The 16,545-nt window shown below is 44.9% G+C and carries 10 protein-coding genes; 5 read left to right on the top strand and 5 right to left on the bottom strand.

Translation table 11 applies throughout. From position 1 onward, the window contains the following. Positions 1-2,625, bottom strand: a complete 2,625-nt coding sequence (locus IPL83_20100; protein MBK9041426.1) for a HAMP domain-containing histidine kinase — start codon at positions 2,623-2,625, stop codon at positions 1-3. A gap of 59 nt (positions 2,626-2,684) precedes the next feature. On the opposite strand from IPL83_20100, the gene nadB reads away from it, so the two are divergent. Next, positions 2,685-4,307 (top strand): L-aspartate oxidase, encoded by a 1,623-nt coding sequence (gene nadB, locus IPL83_20095; GenBank protein MBK9041425.1) that lies wholly within the window; start codon positions 2,685-2,687, stop codon positions 4,305-4,307. Between the two features lie 25 nt (positions 4,308-4,332). Here the strand turns inward: nadB and IPL83_20090 are convergent, their stop codons facing one another. After that, positions 4,333-4,869, bottom strand: coding sequence for a hypothetical protein (locus IPL83_20090; GenBank protein MBK9041424.1), 537 nt, complete (start codon positions 4,867-4,869; stop codon positions 4,333-4,335). An 87-nt stretch (positions 4,870-4,956) separates the two neighbouring features. Between IPL83_20090 and IPL83_20085 the strand changes: the two genes are divergently transcribed. The 4 genes from IPL83_20085 to IPL83_20070 all read left to right on the top strand — a co-directional run bounded on the left by IPL83_20085 (position 4,957) and on the right by IPL83_20070 (position 8,927). Then, positions 4,957-5,799, top strand: coding sequence for an alpha/beta hydrolase (locus IPL83_20085; protein ID MBK9041423.1), 843 nt, complete (start codon positions 4,957-4,959; stop codon positions 5,797-5,799). Then, positions 5,786-6,409: a hypothetical protein gene (locus IPL83_20080; GenBank protein MBK9041422.1), complete on the top strand. Its 624-nt coding sequence runs from the start codon at positions 5,786-5,788 to the stop codon at positions 6,407-6,409. The genes IPL83_20085 and IPL83_20080 overlap by 14 nt, the downstream gene beginning before the upstream one ends. A 186-nt stretch (positions 6,410-6,595) precedes the next feature. Beyond that, on the top strand, positions 6,596-7,456 hold the full coding sequence (locus tag IPL83_20075) for a hypothetical protein (protein ID MBK9041421.1): 861 nt from the start codon (positions 6,596-6,598) through the stop codon (positions 7,454-7,456). Between the two features lie 28 nt (positions 7,457-7,484). Further along, positions 7,485-8,927 carry a S8 family serine peptidase gene (locus IPL83_20070; GenBank protein ID MBK9041420.1) on the top strand — a complete coding sequence of 481 codons (1,443 nt, stop codon included), beginning with the start codon at positions 7,485-7,487 and terminating at the stop codon, positions 8,925-8,927. Positions 8,928-8,955: 28 nt separating this feature from the next. On the opposite strand, the gene IPL83_20065 is transcribed toward IPL83_20070, so the two are convergent. The 3 genes from IPL83_20065 to IPL83_20055 form a co-directional block, all read right to left on the bottom strand. Beyond that, a complete protein-coding gene (locus tag IPL83_20065) occupies positions 8,956-10,497 on the bottom strand; it encodes a Fic family protein (GenBank protein MBK9041419.1) in 1,542 nt (513 codons plus the stop codon). A gap of 189 nt (positions 10,498-10,686) precedes the next feature. Further along, positions 10,687-13,788 carry a UvrD-helicase domain-containing protein gene (locus IPL83_20060; GenBank protein MBK9041418.1) on the bottom strand — a complete coding sequence of 1,034 codons (3,102 nt, stop codon included), beginning with the start codon at positions 13,786-13,788 and terminating at the stop codon, positions 10,687-10,689. Continuing rightward, on the bottom strand, positions 13,764-16,541 hold the full coding sequence (locus IPL83_20055) for a PD-(D/E)XK nuclease family protein (protein MBK9041417.1): 2,778 nt from the start codon (positions 16,539-16,541) through the stop codon (positions 13,764-13,766). Before IPL83_20055 ends, IPL83_20060 begins: the two co-directional genes overlap by 25 nt. Positions 16,542-16,545: the final 4 nt, after the last annotated feature.

Below are 16,545 nucleotides of genomic sequence, written 5' to 3'. Positions count from 1 at the left end.
TCACACCCTTACCTTGGGCGGACGAATCGTCACCTCAAAATCATCTCCAGTGTCCAAAAGATCAGAATCAACGGGTGATTTTGGGTCCACCCGATTTTCCGGTTCTGTTTCTTTCACCAAAATCTCCGAAGTTTGATTGACCAGATTGATGGTCATAAATCCGCCTTCATCTTCTCCTTCATCAAAAGTCATGGCCACATCAGCATCCTCCGAAACATCAGGTCTCTTCAAGGTGTTAAGAATTGGAAGAGAGTGAGCAAACTCGGATTCGATATTCTGAAAAAGTAATTCGCTCTCCTGCGGAGGAGAATCTCCAAAGTCACTCGACGATCCAATCACTTGCCCGACAAGCGTAATTTCATCATCACTCGGGACCGAGGGTAGCATTGCCGCGTGACTTCCGGTCAATGGCTTCATCTTGTTTAGATCAACTTTGCCTGGAGAATCGGCAGGCTCCTGACCGGATGGCCCATTTCGCAATGTCGATGATGAGGACGGCGCTGTTGTTGGCGCTGGGGTTGGGGTTGGAACTAGTTCTGGGACTGGAGTCGTCCCATCCCCCTTGTTAAATTCAATATTCTCGTCAATACGAAACGAAGTCATCGTCAATTCTTCAAGTTCTCTCTGCGGAGACAGAATCTTCATTGTTTTCTCGTCGTCAAATACGCGTTGCTCCGTGCCAATCAACGGCAATTCTATGATGACTCGGGTTCCCTTGTTCACCTCAGATTCGATTGCAATGGTTCCGTTCATCATCACCACCACTCTTTTTGCCATGGTTAAACCCAAGCCAGGTCTCTCTTCATGCCCCTGGGACGTAAAAAAAGGATCAAACACCCTTCCAAGCACCTCTTTCTGGATGCCTTTTCCGGTATCCGCAAAAATCAAAGCGATTTTATCACCTCGAAGTTGAGTGGTTACCTCCAGCTCTCTCTTAGATGCCTCTGCCATTGCAAAGATGGCGTTCCGAATGATTTCCTCAACGACGAACCGCATTCCTTTCATAGACAACATCACTGTCCCATTTTCGTGGAGAGATCTCTTTAATTGCACTCCCTTGTTAAGAAATTCAATTCGTTGAGTAGAGAGAATGGACAATACCACCTCTTGAAGATCGGCCTTCGTCAGCTCAGATTTTTCTTCTTTTGAAAGTCCTTCGAGATTCTCCAATATGTCCCTCAGACGCCGAGATTCTCTTTCAATAATCGTAAAATGCTGCTTTAACTGATTGTCATTCCCACTTTTTGATCGAGCTAATTGCGCATGTCCCAATATTGCAGACAAAGCAGGCCGCAAGGACTCCACAAGACCAATACCCACCTCACGAAGGAATTCAATTTTATCAACCGGAGCCGCAACCAACTCGGAGGGCTGCCTCACTTTTGACGGTAATGTGGATGGAACCAATGGAACTTCGGATTTCTTTTTCTCAACTGGCTGCTGGGGCTTCCCCGGACCAGCGCTCAATTTTATCAGATCCTCACGAAGATCTGATATATCTGGAATTCGATCACCTGGTAATAAAAAAGCCTGCCCATTGGCGAGCTGTTTCACCAATCCCTTCAACCAATCAAACCCGAGAGATTGGCGTCGAATCAAAAAAGTAAGAAAGAGTCCCGAAAAAAGTGCCAAGACAACTGCCATTCCCGCTAAACTGATAAGGTAACCTGGAAAAAAAGAGCTCAGTGTATCGATGGGATTGGTCATCATCACATAAAGATTTGAATCACCCAACTTCTCCGAGGCAAAAACAGCTCTCTTTCCTTCAAGATTGGTCGACTCACCAGATGAAGACACAGAGCCAAGGTCAAACATGCGCCCGACGGCAGGATGATTGAGAATCTGAGATCCTACGTATTGTGGACTCGTGTAGGCAAATGCAAAACCCTTCTCATCGACTAAAAGCAGCTCGGCACTTTGTGCCTTATAAAACCCACCTATTTCAGAAAATATTTGCGCTGGTAAAATTCCTACAGCAATTCCGCTTCCTCCTGATGTTTTTGCTTCCAGCAGCATCACAAAAAGTGGCTGACCATTGTCCTCAGTTAGGCGAGCCCAAATCACCGAAGAGCCTTTGGCAGCCAAAACTGGCAATACAGATTTGCGTTTCTCAAAAAAATCAAAACTAATCCTGTTCGCCATCTCGGGACGCGTGGCTAACCACGACGTTGTTGTGCCTTCCACAACCCACGCGACCGCAAGAAACTCTCCAAGCCCTTCCCGTTGGCGAAAAACCTCTTGTGAAGCAGAAATGCCGCCGGAACCCTCTCGCTCAAGGTTTTGCAATAATTGCCTCGATAGATCACCTATCTGTATTTGAAAGGAATGGCGGGCAAACGAAACCTGGTTCTCCGTCAGAACCTTCAGTTGCTCCCTCTGATCATTGGCAAAGGTACTGGCAAATTGAATTCCCGCCAATACCGCCATGAGCAGTATCGCCCCAACTGCAATCGCCACAACCTGCACTTTACGATTCAATATTTTGCTTAATCCCATCTTATGCCCACCACCGCCAGATCTCTCAACCACGCAATAAGATCCCGAAGTTATTCTACTTTTGTGGGAAGGGATGATCAAGACATCGCCCTTGGTTGAGCTTTTTTTAAAAAATATAATGCAAAGCATTAATCAATTCCATCTATCGAGGATGGCCATTCTTAGGTTCCCTGGTATAAGCGTGCGCAATGAATACTCGCACAGATATCTTAGTTATTGGTTCTGGTCTCGCCGGACTTGCCTTCTCTCTTAAAGCGGCAGAATTCGCAAAGGTCACCCTGATAACAAAGACGCAGATTGAGAATACAAATACTCGTCTTGCCCAGGGAGGAGTGGCTGCCGTCACCACTACTTCGCATTTAGACAGCGTGGAAAGTCATATCCAAGACACGTTGACAGCTGGGGCTGGTCTCTGTCGTGAAGAAGTTGTTTCTGAAGTGGTCAAGAGCGCGGCCAATCGCATTGAGGATTTGATCCGGTGGGGCGTGAAATTTGATTTTGAAGCAGGAAGTTTAGCCCTCACTCGCGAAGGTGGACACTCACATCGTCGCATTTTGCATATTGCCGATCAAACCGGCGAGGGAATCCTTTTGCCACTTGTCGAACAGGTCAGAAATTCTTCGCAAATTCAGGTCTTGGAAAACCATTTTGCCATTGATCTCATTTTAAATAAACAATTGAGTCCCTTTGATTTTAGTCCCGATCGTTGTCTCGGTGCCTACGTGTTAAATAAAGGCACCGGTGAAGTCGATACAATCATGGCTCGAGTTGTTGTGCTTGCGACGGGAGGGGCTGGAAAAGTCTATCTCTACACATCAAATTGGAGCGGTGCCACGGGTGACGGAATAGCTATTGCCTATCGCGCAGGAGCCAGGATTGCCAATCTTGAATTTATGCAGTTTCATCCCACCTGCCTTTTTCACCCTCACGCGCGTAATTTTTTGATTTCGGAAGCTTTGCGCGGAGAAGGTGGAGAATTGGTCACCTCGACTGGTCAGGCGTTTATGAATAAATACCATGCCCTTGGCAGTCTTGCTCCTCGCGACGTTGTGGCACGCTCCATCGATGCTGAAATGAAAAAGACGGGTGCTGATTGCGTTTATTTGGATATGAGCCATCTCTCTGGCGGTTTTCTCATCCAAAGATTTCCATCCATTCACAATCGTTGTTTGGAACTGGGAATCGACATGACAAAGCATCCGATCCCTGTTGTTCCTGCTGCCCACTATCTTTGTGGAGGGATCCTGACTGATGTAAATGGCCAGACCGATCTTCGTGGCCTTTATGCATTAGGGGAGTGCGCCGCGACGGGTTTGCATGGAGCCAATCGACTCGCCTCCAACTCTCTGCTTGAGTGCTTGGTTGTCTCGCACAAAGCCAGTCAGCATGTTCGAGACCAGCTTCATGAATTGGAACATTCTGCCAATGAACCACCCGAATGGTTTCTTCACGACAAAGAAGATCCCGACGAAATGATTGTCGTGACTCACATGTGGGAAGAAATTCGTCGTCTGATGTGGAATTACATGGGTATTGTTCGCTCCACCCGGCGCTTAGAAAGAGCTCAGCACCGTTTGAATAATATTATTCATGAAATACGAGAATATTATTCTCATTTTAAAACCCATTCAGAAATTTTGGAATTGCGAAACATTGCTCTTGTCGCAGACCTTTCTGTGAAGTGTGCATTGAATCGACGTGAATCCCGAGGTATCCACTACAATATCGACTACCCGTTCTCAGATGAACCTGGCAAAGGCCGAGACACAATCTTAGATCCTCTTAATTCTGAGTTTAATTTCAGAATCTAGCTGCTAATCTAGCTGCTCTTCTCATCTAAGTAGAGCTCCCGCTGTTTCCTCCCTTGAAGCGAAACTCAAAGCCAAATCCGATATAAAGAGAAGTCCCCGGATTGACGTTGAGTTTCATATCCGCCCGAAACCAAACCGTGGGAGAAATGTTGGTCATGACTCCGCCGCCAAGGTGTCCACCACCAAACATCTTGGATTCTTTGTCAACCCCCTTAAACTGTGTGCCATCGACTCCGATGTAGACCGTCCCTACAAGACCTTCGATAGGGAAGTCTCCACGTAAACTCACATGGAGATTCGCCCACTCAGCTCCCCGAGCATTTCCTGCAATGCCGCCAAACTCTATGAAAGCTTCCCTAAAGCGATAGCCTCCGTGCACGCCCCAAAGGGGCATGATTTCAGTGACTCCGTCTATTTGCGCGGGCAGTAGATTACCCAGGTGAAATCCAAACTCAGAGGTTACGTCCTTAGAAAAGTCATCCCCACTTTGGGCGTGGCAAACTGACGAAATCAAAAGGAAAACGATCAAAGCGATGGCTCGTTTAATTAGCGAAGTGTCCATAGATACGATGTTAAGAGTTTCTCAATCCAAAAAGCAAGCAACAATGGCACTTGACCCAAAAACAGGCTACACTCAATATACGAAACTATGAAAAGATTTGAAGGTACTTTCTTTGGTTCCAAGGGGGCCGAAATTTTCTACCAAACCTGGCAGGTCGCAAATCCTGTTGGGTCTATTCTCGTGACTCACGGCCTCTCCGAGCACAGTGAGTGTTATCATTCCTTTGCCCAGGCGATGAATAAATCGAATTGGGATTTCATCGGGTGGGATTTACGGGGCCATGGTCGATCGGAAGGCAAACGAGGATACGTCGAAAATTTTGACGATTATTGTAAGGACCTTAAACTTCTTACCGAACATTGCGTCGAAACTGGTCTCTTTCACTCCAAAAACCCGCGCATTCTCTTTGCCCACTCGATGGGAGGATTGGCCGCATTAAAGGCCCTTGTTCTTTATGGCGACATGGGATATCGAGCTCTTTGTCTCAGCGCTCCCCTGCTCGGACTTTCCGTTGAGGTCCCAAAATTCAAAGAAAAAGTGGCTCAAATCGCTGGAAAGTGGCTCCCGAAAATGACTCTTTACAATGAAATTCATTACGAGGACCTCTCCCGCGACGAAGAAATTATTAAATCCTATGAAAAAGATCCCCTGAGACACGATAAGATATCTCCTCATGTCTTTCTCGGAATGGTCGAAAATATGCAATTGGTTACAAAAGAGGCGGGAAAAATTCAGATCCCAACTCTGATGCAGCTCAGCGGTCAAGATCGAATCGTCAGTTCTCAGGATGTCGAGAAATTTTTTAAGAGCCTTTCAACGCCCAGAAAAAAACTCCATATCTACCCGGACAGCTATCATGAAATTTTTAATGATCTTGATAAAAGCTTAGCCTACCAGCATCTCAAGGAGTTCCTCAGTGGGCTGGTCTAATATTCGTTACTTTCCAAGCTTGCTTTTTTTCACTGTTGGCCTTTTAGGACTGGCAAGTTGTGGGCATTCACCCGTTCAAAATGGCAGAATCATTGATCCCGTCGATGAATCTGAATACAAAGCCACAATCAACAAATACACCCGTAGCGATCGGCAATATTCCGGATTTTATCAATCCTATGAATTGGCGGGAACTCTGATTACGAACGAGACGTCTCAAGCAATCCTAAAAAAGCGAGGGACTTACCTTCAGTGGGATTCCAAGACGCTGTCAAGTGAAAGAGAAAAAGCCCTGCAAACCCTTGCCACTCAAACAACATTTTTGTTTAGCCTCTATACGCCTGAGAGGACGCACAACGATCTAAATAAAGGAACTTCGATTTGGAAAATCTACCTTGATGCCGATGGCACTCGTTACGAAGGAAAAGTAAAAAAGAGAAATGAAAAACTGGTCGATATCATTCATTTGTTTCCTTACCACAGCCGCTGGAGCATAGCCTACAGAGTTGATTTTGATGTTCCCGCCTCCGTCGTCGAAAGATCTTCAAAGCTCAGGATCGTATTCACAAGCAGCCTCGGCGCTAGTACTTTTGAGTTTAGTCCAAAGTAGTCGGTCGTCTGCCGGCATCTTTATGAGCTGAAGACGCTTGTTGTTCGTGGCCCTCAAGAATCGGCCAAATTCGTCACTACCGGTTGGCCAACAACGACAGTCCTCGGCACACCAAAAACCGTCAAATCAAAATTAAAACGGTTTGCACATCGGAATTGACGGCATCAATCTTGCCTAAGAAACCTTATGGGTAAAAAAATAATCATAATATTCTTTGTTGGTATTTCTTTAGGCTTCAATACTTCTGGATATGCGTCCTCTCAAGAAATTGTACCATTAACTCGTTGTTCTTCAGTAGTTATTGATTCTAATTCTCATAATAATGAAGATAACTCGCGAAGTGATAACTGGAACAAGCATATCGGGCAAATTTGGGAAGACTTATTTTTATCAGTATCACTACCATTGAATGGAGTGGTAATTGAAGTTGCGCCTGGAGATGTTCCCAAAGTTGGTATTGGGTTAACAAATATTAATTTTCACGGAACTTTAATAATCATTGAACCTGAGAAAGAATCGGCTAAAAAAATATCTGCTTTATATAAGAAACTGCTCCCAAAAGCTCAATTAATTGTTATGGATTCAAAACTGGATGACGTGATAAATAAACTTCCAAAAAATGTAGATCTGATTGCATCCAATCATCCTCTTGATGATATGCTCGTAGGAGAGTACCTAGGAAGTTCAGCGTTTCAAGATTTTTTTAATGACCATTATAATTCTCCTGCTGAGGAAACTCGAAGGATCTGGCAAGAGCTGGAATTAAGGTCAAATATCAATGTTCTTCAGGCAAGGGTTGCAGGTTCATGGAATCGAGTTTTAGCTGATCTGCATCCAAAATTTCTGATTATATCTCAGTACGAAAGTTTCTTTTTTAAATCTAATGGAATTGCCTCTCCTGATATCCACGCCTTAAATGTGCTAAAATTAATTAAGAAAAACACCGACCCTGCTTATTATCAAGAAATTCCTGTTCTCAATGCTAGAATTAACCAACCAAACAGGTGGGTCATTTTAAAGAAAAATTCATTGAAAGAAATTCGTTGAAACTCTATTTGTGACTGATGAGGCAAAGATGGTTTATTTTTCCGCAAGAATAATAATTTTTTTTATGCTGGTCCTGTCGGAAGTGGCCCTCAGTCAGAATCCTCAATATCCTGTTTTTCATAGTTCATTTAGCTCTTCAAGATTTCATAATTTTTCAAAAACCCTTTTTGCGGAAAGTACCCTCGTCGCTAAATCCATTTGCAACGGGGATAACTTACCACTTTCTTATGTTGAGGTTTCTCGTTATCAAGAAGATGAAAAAAGTGGGCTCGTAGAGACTGCATATTATAATGCTGAAAAGGGAATTTTGCTTGACGTTAAAGTGCTCGCTTCAGGATTTGACCCTTCTATCGAAATGCAAGATCTTAAGAGTCATGATCTCAAATATTCAAAATTCTTTCTAAAGAAAGAATCCTGCGAACTTTATAAATTAGAAACTCAGATCGGGGGTGAAAGAACTGAGGATTTAGACAACTCATTTCGAATTGCACCTTACCCGTCTTCTCCAACCCATGCTTCACAGGTCGTCATTGCCGTAGTCGACGGCGGATCCTTCTACCTTGACCATCCCATTTTCAAAGGAAAATGGCAGAGGACCGCCGATGGAAATCTAGCAAGTCCAAGCACCCCTTTTAGTTATTCAAAAAAGGAGTTTTTTCTTTCCGCACACGCGAGCTGGGTCACCGATATCATCTTGAAACAGGCAACCGAGGTATCGATACTTCCCATTAAAACATTTAGTCCAGATATTATTGGATTTTTTCTGCCCAAGGAGTCCTTATATGCAAGCGAGGGGGGTAAACAATTTTTAAAGCTCTTAGCCGAAAAACAGTACAGCGACATTGACTACGCTCGAAAACACGGCGCATCAATAATCAACATGAGTTTCGGAATTTTCGAAGCCTTCCAAGGCTTTCGTGCCTCGAACGGAAAACCTATCCATCGGACAAAAGTTTCGCCCCCCGGATCTCTCGATGGATACAAGCAGGCCATGATAGAAATGAAGGAATTGGTTTTTGTGGTAATCGCCCATAACCAAGGAGTCAATTTGGATGAGGAGAAGACGTTTTGGCTCAAGCAACCTCGAGATAATGTCATTGTCGTTGGCGCAGTAGACGAGAATGGGCAGCTTTGGGAAAATTCTAACACCGGTCAACTTGTTGATTTTGCGGCATTGGGAGCTGGGGTCGAGTCCATCGCACTAGGAATTCAGGATGAATTGGGCGCTTACAAATATGTTGAAGGAGCAAAAGCTCTCATAGATGGGACGTCCTTCGCCACACCCTATGTTTCCAGAGTTATTGCTAAAATTTTACAGATACGCCCAGATTTCGCTGATAAACCGAAACAAATCAAAGAGTTTCTTTGCGCCAACGTCGTCAAACACCCCTCTCTCACTCAGACCACTCGGTGCGGAGGATACATTTCAGAAGATAAAATCCTCACTTTGCTAAGTCAGCAGAATCGTTGATTGGCGTTCGAGAAGAGACCTATTTAGGTTAGCTGGTAGCGCTCCTAACCGACCAAAACTTCAGTTCGGAGAACACAAATTCAGCGAATGGCACAATATCACCGTCGGAAGACGCTGCTTCAAGAACCTGCATGTACCGAGGACGGTTTTCAGTTCTAATAATTGTCCAGGGATAGCCGCCAGAAACAAGCATGAGGTTAAGAATAAAACGTCCAATTCGGCCATTTCCATCCATGTAGGGATGAATATAAACAAATACAAAATGTCCTAGAATAGCTCTTACTGCGGGATGTTCTTCGTTTTTAAGTAATTCGAATAAAGTTTCCATTGAGTCTATGACTCCTTCTTTACTTCCTGGTGGTACGTGCCTTGCGCCTGTAATATAGACAGGCCCATTTCGATATCCAGCCAAATCGGCGGCATTTAGAATCCCCGCCTGCACAGACGAAGAGAAGAGTGCGCGATACCAGTTCTGTAGATCTTCCTCAAAAACACCACCCGGGGAATTTCCACTGAAAGTCTTTCTAACTGATTCAATAACCTCACTAAAAGCTTCAAAATATCCTTTGGCTGCCATGGCGCTAATTTGATCTTGGTCTTTCAAATCTTTATCGGGACTCCAATATCCATCCGCAATTTTCTGAATTAGGTCCTCAGTCACTTGATAGCCTTCGATTGATAATGAATGATAGGCATCACGCTTATATCGATCCGAGATACTCTTCATTACGTGCTCTGCTTTACTAGGTGCGATCTTGGGGGGAGGGGGAAAAATATCAATAATAGGCGATCGCATTTGTTTCCACATCGCTTCAATTCTACCCGCGTACGGTGATTGAATCCTGGATTTACCCAGGACTGGTGCATGTCCCAGAAAAGGATTCACTTCCGTAACAGTAAGACCGGCGGCCTCCATATCTTTAATGATTTGATTGGATCTTGGCCCATCTCCGATGGCTCTAAATGCTCCAGCTAAGCGGCCCGCATCTGTCACCAATCCATTCTCCAGTAATATCCGGGAAACCTCGGTCACGGAGGAAAGCATCTTGAGGGCAATCTCAACATTTAAAGACTTAGTTCTGAAATATGCAGGGGACAACCGACAAAGGGCCAGCGGCAAGGGCATCACATAAAGACCATTCAGCTTTACTGACTCAGGAAAGTTCTTAGAGTCGCGATACAAAAGCAATGAGGTTTCTCCGGGCAATTCAATTGTTTGATTAGAGGCCTTTTTAGTAATGACTGTTATTTGTTTTGCAATATGGTTTTCGCATGTATGCAAATCTAAAGAGGACTCGGCCGATAAGCAATATCCCCGGTTAGCGAAACGTTTGAGCAAGTAGCTACGAATAAATGGCCAAAAACCAACATACCAACTTGTCGAGATCCCAGCGGCGCCCGGTTTATTAAGCAAATACCAGCCCCGAATGACTGGTGTGAGACACCCAGCTTTCTTTAACACTTTGAGGTGCTTTGGGTCTAAGGTGGAATGTTCAATCACTCCCTGATCAGAAAGATGCTTGGCGGATTTCAATGCATCGGCTAGAATTTTATTCGGCAAATACTTCACGAATGACCCCAATTGGGTCTAATTTTACTAGAAGTTATTGATAAAATCTACTAGAATTTACCGAAACAGGGTCAAAACTGGGTTCCAAGCGCCAAAGGAAATGAGCAAATAAATCAAAGGGTCTGTTAAAGTCTGCTTGCTGACGGAGTCCGTGATGGCTATGTTGAATGCACTGAATTTTCATTCTACTCACTCAAATAATTCTGGAAAGAGAACTTTCAGTTCTTCCACGCTCGGAGCCAATTTGATATGGCACTTGCAATCAAGAGGATAAACGACAGCTAAAGAAATATCGCCCACTATCCCCATGTGGCGAAGTGCAAAGGAATAAAGACTGAGCTGATGAAAGGCTTTGTTTAAGAAACGGTCTGATCCTGACTTGTAATCAACAAGCCAATAGGTTCCGTGCTCATCTCTTCCCCACAGATCAATCTGCCCCTCTAAAATCCCCTTTCGAGTGGGAACCTGAAATCCCCATTCAACATTGCCTTTAGGTATAAGAATATCAAAGGGAGGAGCCTTGCAGGTGCGAACATAGTCTAAGGCATTTTTTACTCTCCCGCTGTCCGATCCAAACCAGTCTGCCAGCACGGGGGTAAAATCAAAATTCCAGCTGTAATGCAAAACTTCCATCAACCGGTGAATAAGAATTCCTGCCGCACTGGCCCGAACTCGCGTCAGCACCTGATCTGACCCTGGCTGCACAAATTCCAATTGAGGAAGTTCGAGCTTTTCTTCTAAGTAATTACTCACTGAAAATTTGGGGCCTACTCCCTGTATGGACTCAGCCTCTGGTAGAGTCAGCGGAGCCCGCACTTCATTGGATTTTTCCTCTTTCCTTCGATTTTGGACGAGGGGCCACGGGCCAGAGTCCACAAAATAATCATATTCGTCACGATGATGAAGACCGGAAGACTGCACCCAACCACTCAACATCTCTGCCCAACTTCCCGAAGAAGGACGCGAGTCGCTCCAACTGAGCAGGACAGATTCCTTGGCTCTCGTGAGCGCAACATAAAGAAGCCTTTCGTGTTCCAAAATCTCGCGACCTTTGCGTTCCTCGCGGCTCAGCAATTCGGGAAGACTCACAATGTTCTCATCGCGCTCCTCGTCTTTATACGAAACTCCCCATGATTCAGTTATTTCATCGACTCCAAAATGACCTTCCCCACGGCCTTGGCGATAGGAATCACAGCGCGGAAGAATCACATGAGCAAATTGCAATCCCTTTGAAGCATGAACCGTCATCAAATTAATTCGACTTGGTTCTAAAGAAGTGATGGCGTCACTCTCTTCAGATCCATTGTCAGTGCTTCCCTCCTGGCCCTGACCAGAACCTATGTTGAGAAACCGAGCGCCCGGCTTTCTCATCACTTCTTCTGTCTGACAAAGAAGCTTCCATAAATTTGCTTCCCTCCTTCCTGTTCCATCATAAAGTAAAGAAAAATCCAAAAGCCCATCCCGGCTCATCATTTTGCGCAAGGTTTCACTCACCCCAAAATTTCGAGCCTCTTTCAGGTAGGCACGCAAACGATCTAAACTCGGATGCGAGATTTCTCCCTGTTCTATTTTTTCCCACAAAGACAGGGGCTTTTCTGCCATCCAAAGTCCAAGCTGCTGATCACTGACTCTAAAAAATGGGCTCCTCAATATTTCGATTAGGTTCAAATTATCCCTCGGGTTTAGCAAAAATCGAATAAGCCCGATTCCATCGCGTACCTCACGTCGCTCATAAAATCCGCTGGCGGCGTGAAGGTGAACAGGATAGCCATATTTTACCAGACTGCGCGCAATCTGATTCAACTGTAAATTTGTTCTTCCCAAAATACAGATGTCTTGAAATCCCACTCCCCTGTCGCAAAGAGCCTGGACGTGATGAAGGATGGCACCAATCTCTGAACGAGAGCTATCTTCCTCATCGATAAAACAATGAGAAACGGCAAAAGTCGCCACACATCGAAGCGGGTCGTCGTCTGTTTTTCTTGCAATCATGGGTTTGAACTGAGGACCCACTTTTGAAAAGACATCATTAAAAAAATGCAACAAGGGAGAAGTCGAACGAAAATTCATTAACTTTTCTGATTGCAATCCACCCCGCGCTCCGACTTCCTCCCACTTCTGTTGAAAGACTTCGCTTCGGGCGCCTCGAAAGAGATAGATTGACTGTTGTGGATCCCCCACAAGAAAAACTTTTCGATCTCCAATTAAATACTCTAGAAGCTCCACTTGCAGAGGGCTGGTATCTTGAAATTCATCGATCAGCCAATAATCCCAGTCCTGAGCAAAGGCCGCACCTACCTCTGGATTTTTCCTCAGTTTCTCTAAGGTAAAAATCTCCAGATCACTCATCTCCAACTGACCTGACTGCTCCTTCTTCAATTGAAAACCTTCATGAAAGCTCTGAGCTATTTTATAAAACTGCAAACTTCGACGGTTGAGTCCGGTCCAACTATTAAAATCAAGTCCTGGCTTTTTCAATTTCTCAAATAGCTCTTTGCATCCGTTGTCAATAAGGCTTCGCAATTCAACTGAAAATGCCTCCGGAACTGATTTAGTTGAGAACGGAGGCTTTCGCCCCAGTCTCGATACGAGCCCTTGAACACCCTCCAAATCGCTAGGAGAATGAAGACGACCGATCATTTGCACTATTTCGGAAAGTCTCGTGAGGTACTCCATCCAAGATTTTGATTTTACCTCTCTCTGAGCTTCCTTAATTGCATTCAATAAATCACCGCAGCCGGATCCGAGGTATCGAGTCAGAAGCGAAAAATACAATTCTTCATCAGGAACTTTCAAATTGGGACGAGTCAATATAGCCGAGTGATAAGATCTTAGCATTTCAGTCAAATCATTGATTGTCCAAATTTCGAGAATCTCAGCCTGCTGAGGTTCTTCTAAAAGAATTTGTCTCAGAACACTTTTGGCAAGATGACTGGAATCGGCCTCCGAAAGAATTCGAAAACCAGAATCCAAATTAAACAGATGTCCGTAGCGCCGCAAGAACAAACTCAAAACGCCATGAATAGTCGAAATTTGAATTTTTGACTTTGAAGAAATATAATCCAAAAATTCAGATTGATCGCTCTTAATTCCCTCAACGATCAGTCTCTCACGCAGTTCCTGAGTTGCCTTGCGTGAAAAAGTTGTTACCACCATTCGTGGAAATTCCCGATACACATGAAAATAATCAAAAGCGGTCTTAAATACCTTTTTGGTCAGAGTGGTCGTTTTTCCCGCTCCTGCTCCCGCGCGCACGATTTCATCATCTAATTGAAATGAGGGGCTCGACATATTTTTTTCCAATTGCACCTACCACAAGTTTGATTGATATCGCGGGGCCGAGGTCCGAGATCACCCGCCACAATCGACTTCACAACGTTTCCGGTTATTTCACAGGCCTGTTTATATAAATTCAATTTCTGATCTGTTTCAATGCGTGAATAGCGTGACGTATCGTCGATAAATCCATCCACTCCTCCTGCCTTGATAAATCCCTTATTTCTTTCCATGCTCTGTGCGACAAAGTAGTTGGCCGCAACGACTTCAGCTTTTCCAATCGCTGAGAGTCCCAATTCTAACCAATGAGAGTAGAGAGCCAATTGCAACTGACTGTTTCCAATCCAGGAGCCATGGTGCCTGAGTTCACCGCCGCTAGATTTATAATCAATGACCACCAGACTCCCCCGATCGTCTGTATCCACACGATCAATTTTTCCGCGAAACAGCAATCCTTCTTTTTCGCCTTCCGCTTTTTCGTCGAAAATAGGAGAGAAAATATTTTTTTCAAAATCAAATCTCCCTCTTATTTCCAACTCACGCCCCAAGGTTCGAGTGAGTGGATATTGACGCCTCCATTCATTTTCAAAAGCTAAAAATCTCCTGGCCAAATCTACCAGCTTTCCTTGCAATGGAGGCCAAAGTCTCTCGTCAGCCATTTGCAGATCACTCGCCACTCGCGCCCGATTGACAATTTGAACGATTGCCTCGTCATCAAGGGATGTCACCAGAGGATGGTGCTCAGTTAGAATCTCGAAGATTTTATGAAGGAGGCTTCCGCGACCCATACGATCAACATCTAAATCCAAATCAGGTCGATCTGATAGTCTGAGAAGCCGACTCGCTGCGACCTTAAAAGGACACTCAAGATAAGCCTCTATCTGCGTCACCGAAAGCGAAAGATTTGCAGGAGGAGTCCACTTCACAAAAGGCTCTAAACCCCATTCAATTTTCAAATCTCGACACAAATGATCCCTCTGGTCTGGGCTCCAATCCGTTTGATGAACCAAAGACTCGAGCGGCAATTCCTGAATTTGATCCCAACGAGTCGGTGCTGGTGAAACACAATGCTCCCAGTCCTGACCCGCCTCAACGACCCTTTTTAACCACATCAAAGCGGGGGTCTGCACATCCCCCGAGAAATTAGCGATCGATGTCGACAAAAATACCTGCACCCAGGGACGATCTAACATCCACTCCACCTCAAACTCGGCTTGAATCCGATCAGGATAAACGAGATGAACTCCCAGATCTCTTTCTAAAGACAAAACATCACTCAGTAAAATGCCTGCCGATTCCGTCTTTCGCATCTTTTCATCAGATAGTCCCATCACCCAAAGATGAGTGGAATCTATCCACTCTCCAGACATCAAATTCAACAACAGCAGGCCATTTGCATGGGATTCGGCCACCTTAACCTCAATACGAGAACAGAGCTTCTCGGCATACTTGAGCCAGTTGAGAATACTGAGTCGAGTGGAGGGCAGAGAATCTTGAAAAATCTGTTGTCCCAAAATCTCCAAATGTCCAATTCCCGAAGTTGATCTCCATCTCTTTGAAGCCCAAGCAACAAATTCTTCGCAATTTAATTGGCTCTTCGAGTTCATCTCGACTTCATAAAGGCGACCAATTTTATCTTCGCGATGAAGATCTTCTATATCGTAAAAATTTGTGAAGAGCCGTTTAAACTCATCATATTGAAGGGGTGCGGCCAAGTGCTCGCCATAAGCGCTGAGTTCAATATCAACACTTGATCCCACTCCCATCTCAACACGAAGCTGAGCCAGCCAAGCCAATATGTCGGGAAATGATTGTAAAGTGGCAAGCCTATCTTTGGCCGTTGGTATCCCCTCCTTTTCAAGAAAGGCAGATAAAACGGGCCAGTATTCTTCTATGTCTGGAGCCATCACGACTATCTTGTCGACTGTCACTCCAGACTCAATCCACCCTCTCACTTGATTCACAACTTCTTTGACTTCGGCCAACATCGAGGAATATTTTCTAAAATTGAAACTTGGGCCAGAAGCGTAAGAGAGTCTTCCCTCCTTTGGTGGACCGGGTAATCCCAGCTTTTCCTCAAGAAGACGATACCCGCGAAGTGAGTTTCCGAAAGTCTCACACCACTGAGAGCCGGGCCTGAGCACAACAACCTCTATGGTTTGAGACATTCTCCAGACCACCTCAGACTCGACCGCACTCAGTTCACTTCCCAGATCGACAAAAATTTTTCGTGGCCAGTGGTGTGTCCCCAGCTCATTTGAATTCAACCAAGAACTCACCCAAGGGGATGGAACTAACTTTGACTCATCCAACTTCGCCCAAGCCCATTTTGATAAATGATACCAATGGCCCCATCGCAAGAGGCTCTCCGAATGATTCTCCCACCACTCATTCATCACTTCCTCCCCGTCCTGTTGAACAAGAAGGGGCAGGAGCTGGGCGCAATAAGAAAACAGATTTTGTGCTGCTCCGGGCGAACGCGCCCAAATAAATTCAGATTCCTGCAACCACTGCGCAAACAAAGCACGAGTGAGGTCAGCCGAAATGACCCGATGACCAGGAAAACCCATGGACAAGAATTTCAACCAAAGCTCACTGGCTCGCAAAACCGAATCTTCGGCGAGCAAGTGACCCTGACGTAAAAAGCGCTTCTGGATTTCAAGTTTAGATTTCAGATCAGAAACTAACCATGTTCCCGAACGGGGATCATACTGATCGAATATTTCCAATTTGTGATGGGGATGATGAATGACCTTAATCTCAAGCATCGCA

It is taken from the genome of Bdellovibrionales bacterium, from assembly GCA_016716765.1.
GTDB lineage: Bacteria > Bdellovibrionota > Bdellovibrionia > Bdellovibrionales > UBA1609 > JADJVA01.
The sequence above is the reverse complement of the archived record's forward strand: the minus strand, read 5'-3'. Positions and strand labels throughout refer to the sequence as shown.

What these genes read in the sequence shown, in the direction of transcription:
- IPL83_20100 (MBK9041426.1), bottom strand. Translation starts at nt 2,625, where the DNA reads ATGCTTTGCATTATATTTTTTAAAAAAAGCTCAACCAAGGGCGATGTC.
- nadB (MBK9041425.1), top strand. Translation starts at nt 2,685, where the DNA reads ATGAATACTCGCACAGATATCTTAGTTATTGGTTCTGGTCTCGCCGGA.
- IPL83_20090 (MBK9041424.1), bottom strand. Translation starts at nt 4,869, where the DNA reads ATGGACACTTCGCTAATTAAACGAGCCATCGCTTTGATCGTTTTCCTT.
- IPL83_20085 (MBK9041423.1), top strand. Translation starts at nt 4,957, where the DNA reads ATGAAAAGATTTGAAGGTACTTTCTTTGGTTCCAAGGGGGCCGAAATT.
- IPL83_20075 (MBK9041421.1), top strand. Translation starts at nt 6,596, where the DNA reads ATGGGTAAAAAAATAATCATAATATTCTTTGTTGGTATTTCTTTAGGC.
- IPL83_20070 (MBK9041420.1), top strand. Translation starts at nt 7,485, where the DNA reads ATGGTTTATTTTTCCGCAAGAATAATAATTTTTTTTATGCTGGTCCTG.
- IPL83_20060 (MBK9041418.1), bottom strand. Translation starts at nt 13,788, where the DNA reads ATGTCGAGCCCCTCATTTCAATTAGATGATGAAATCGTGCGCGCGGGA.
- IPL83_20055 (MBK9041417.1), bottom strand. Translation starts at nt 16,541, where the DNA reads ATGCTTGAGATTAAGGTCATTCATCATCCCCATCACAAATTGGAAATA.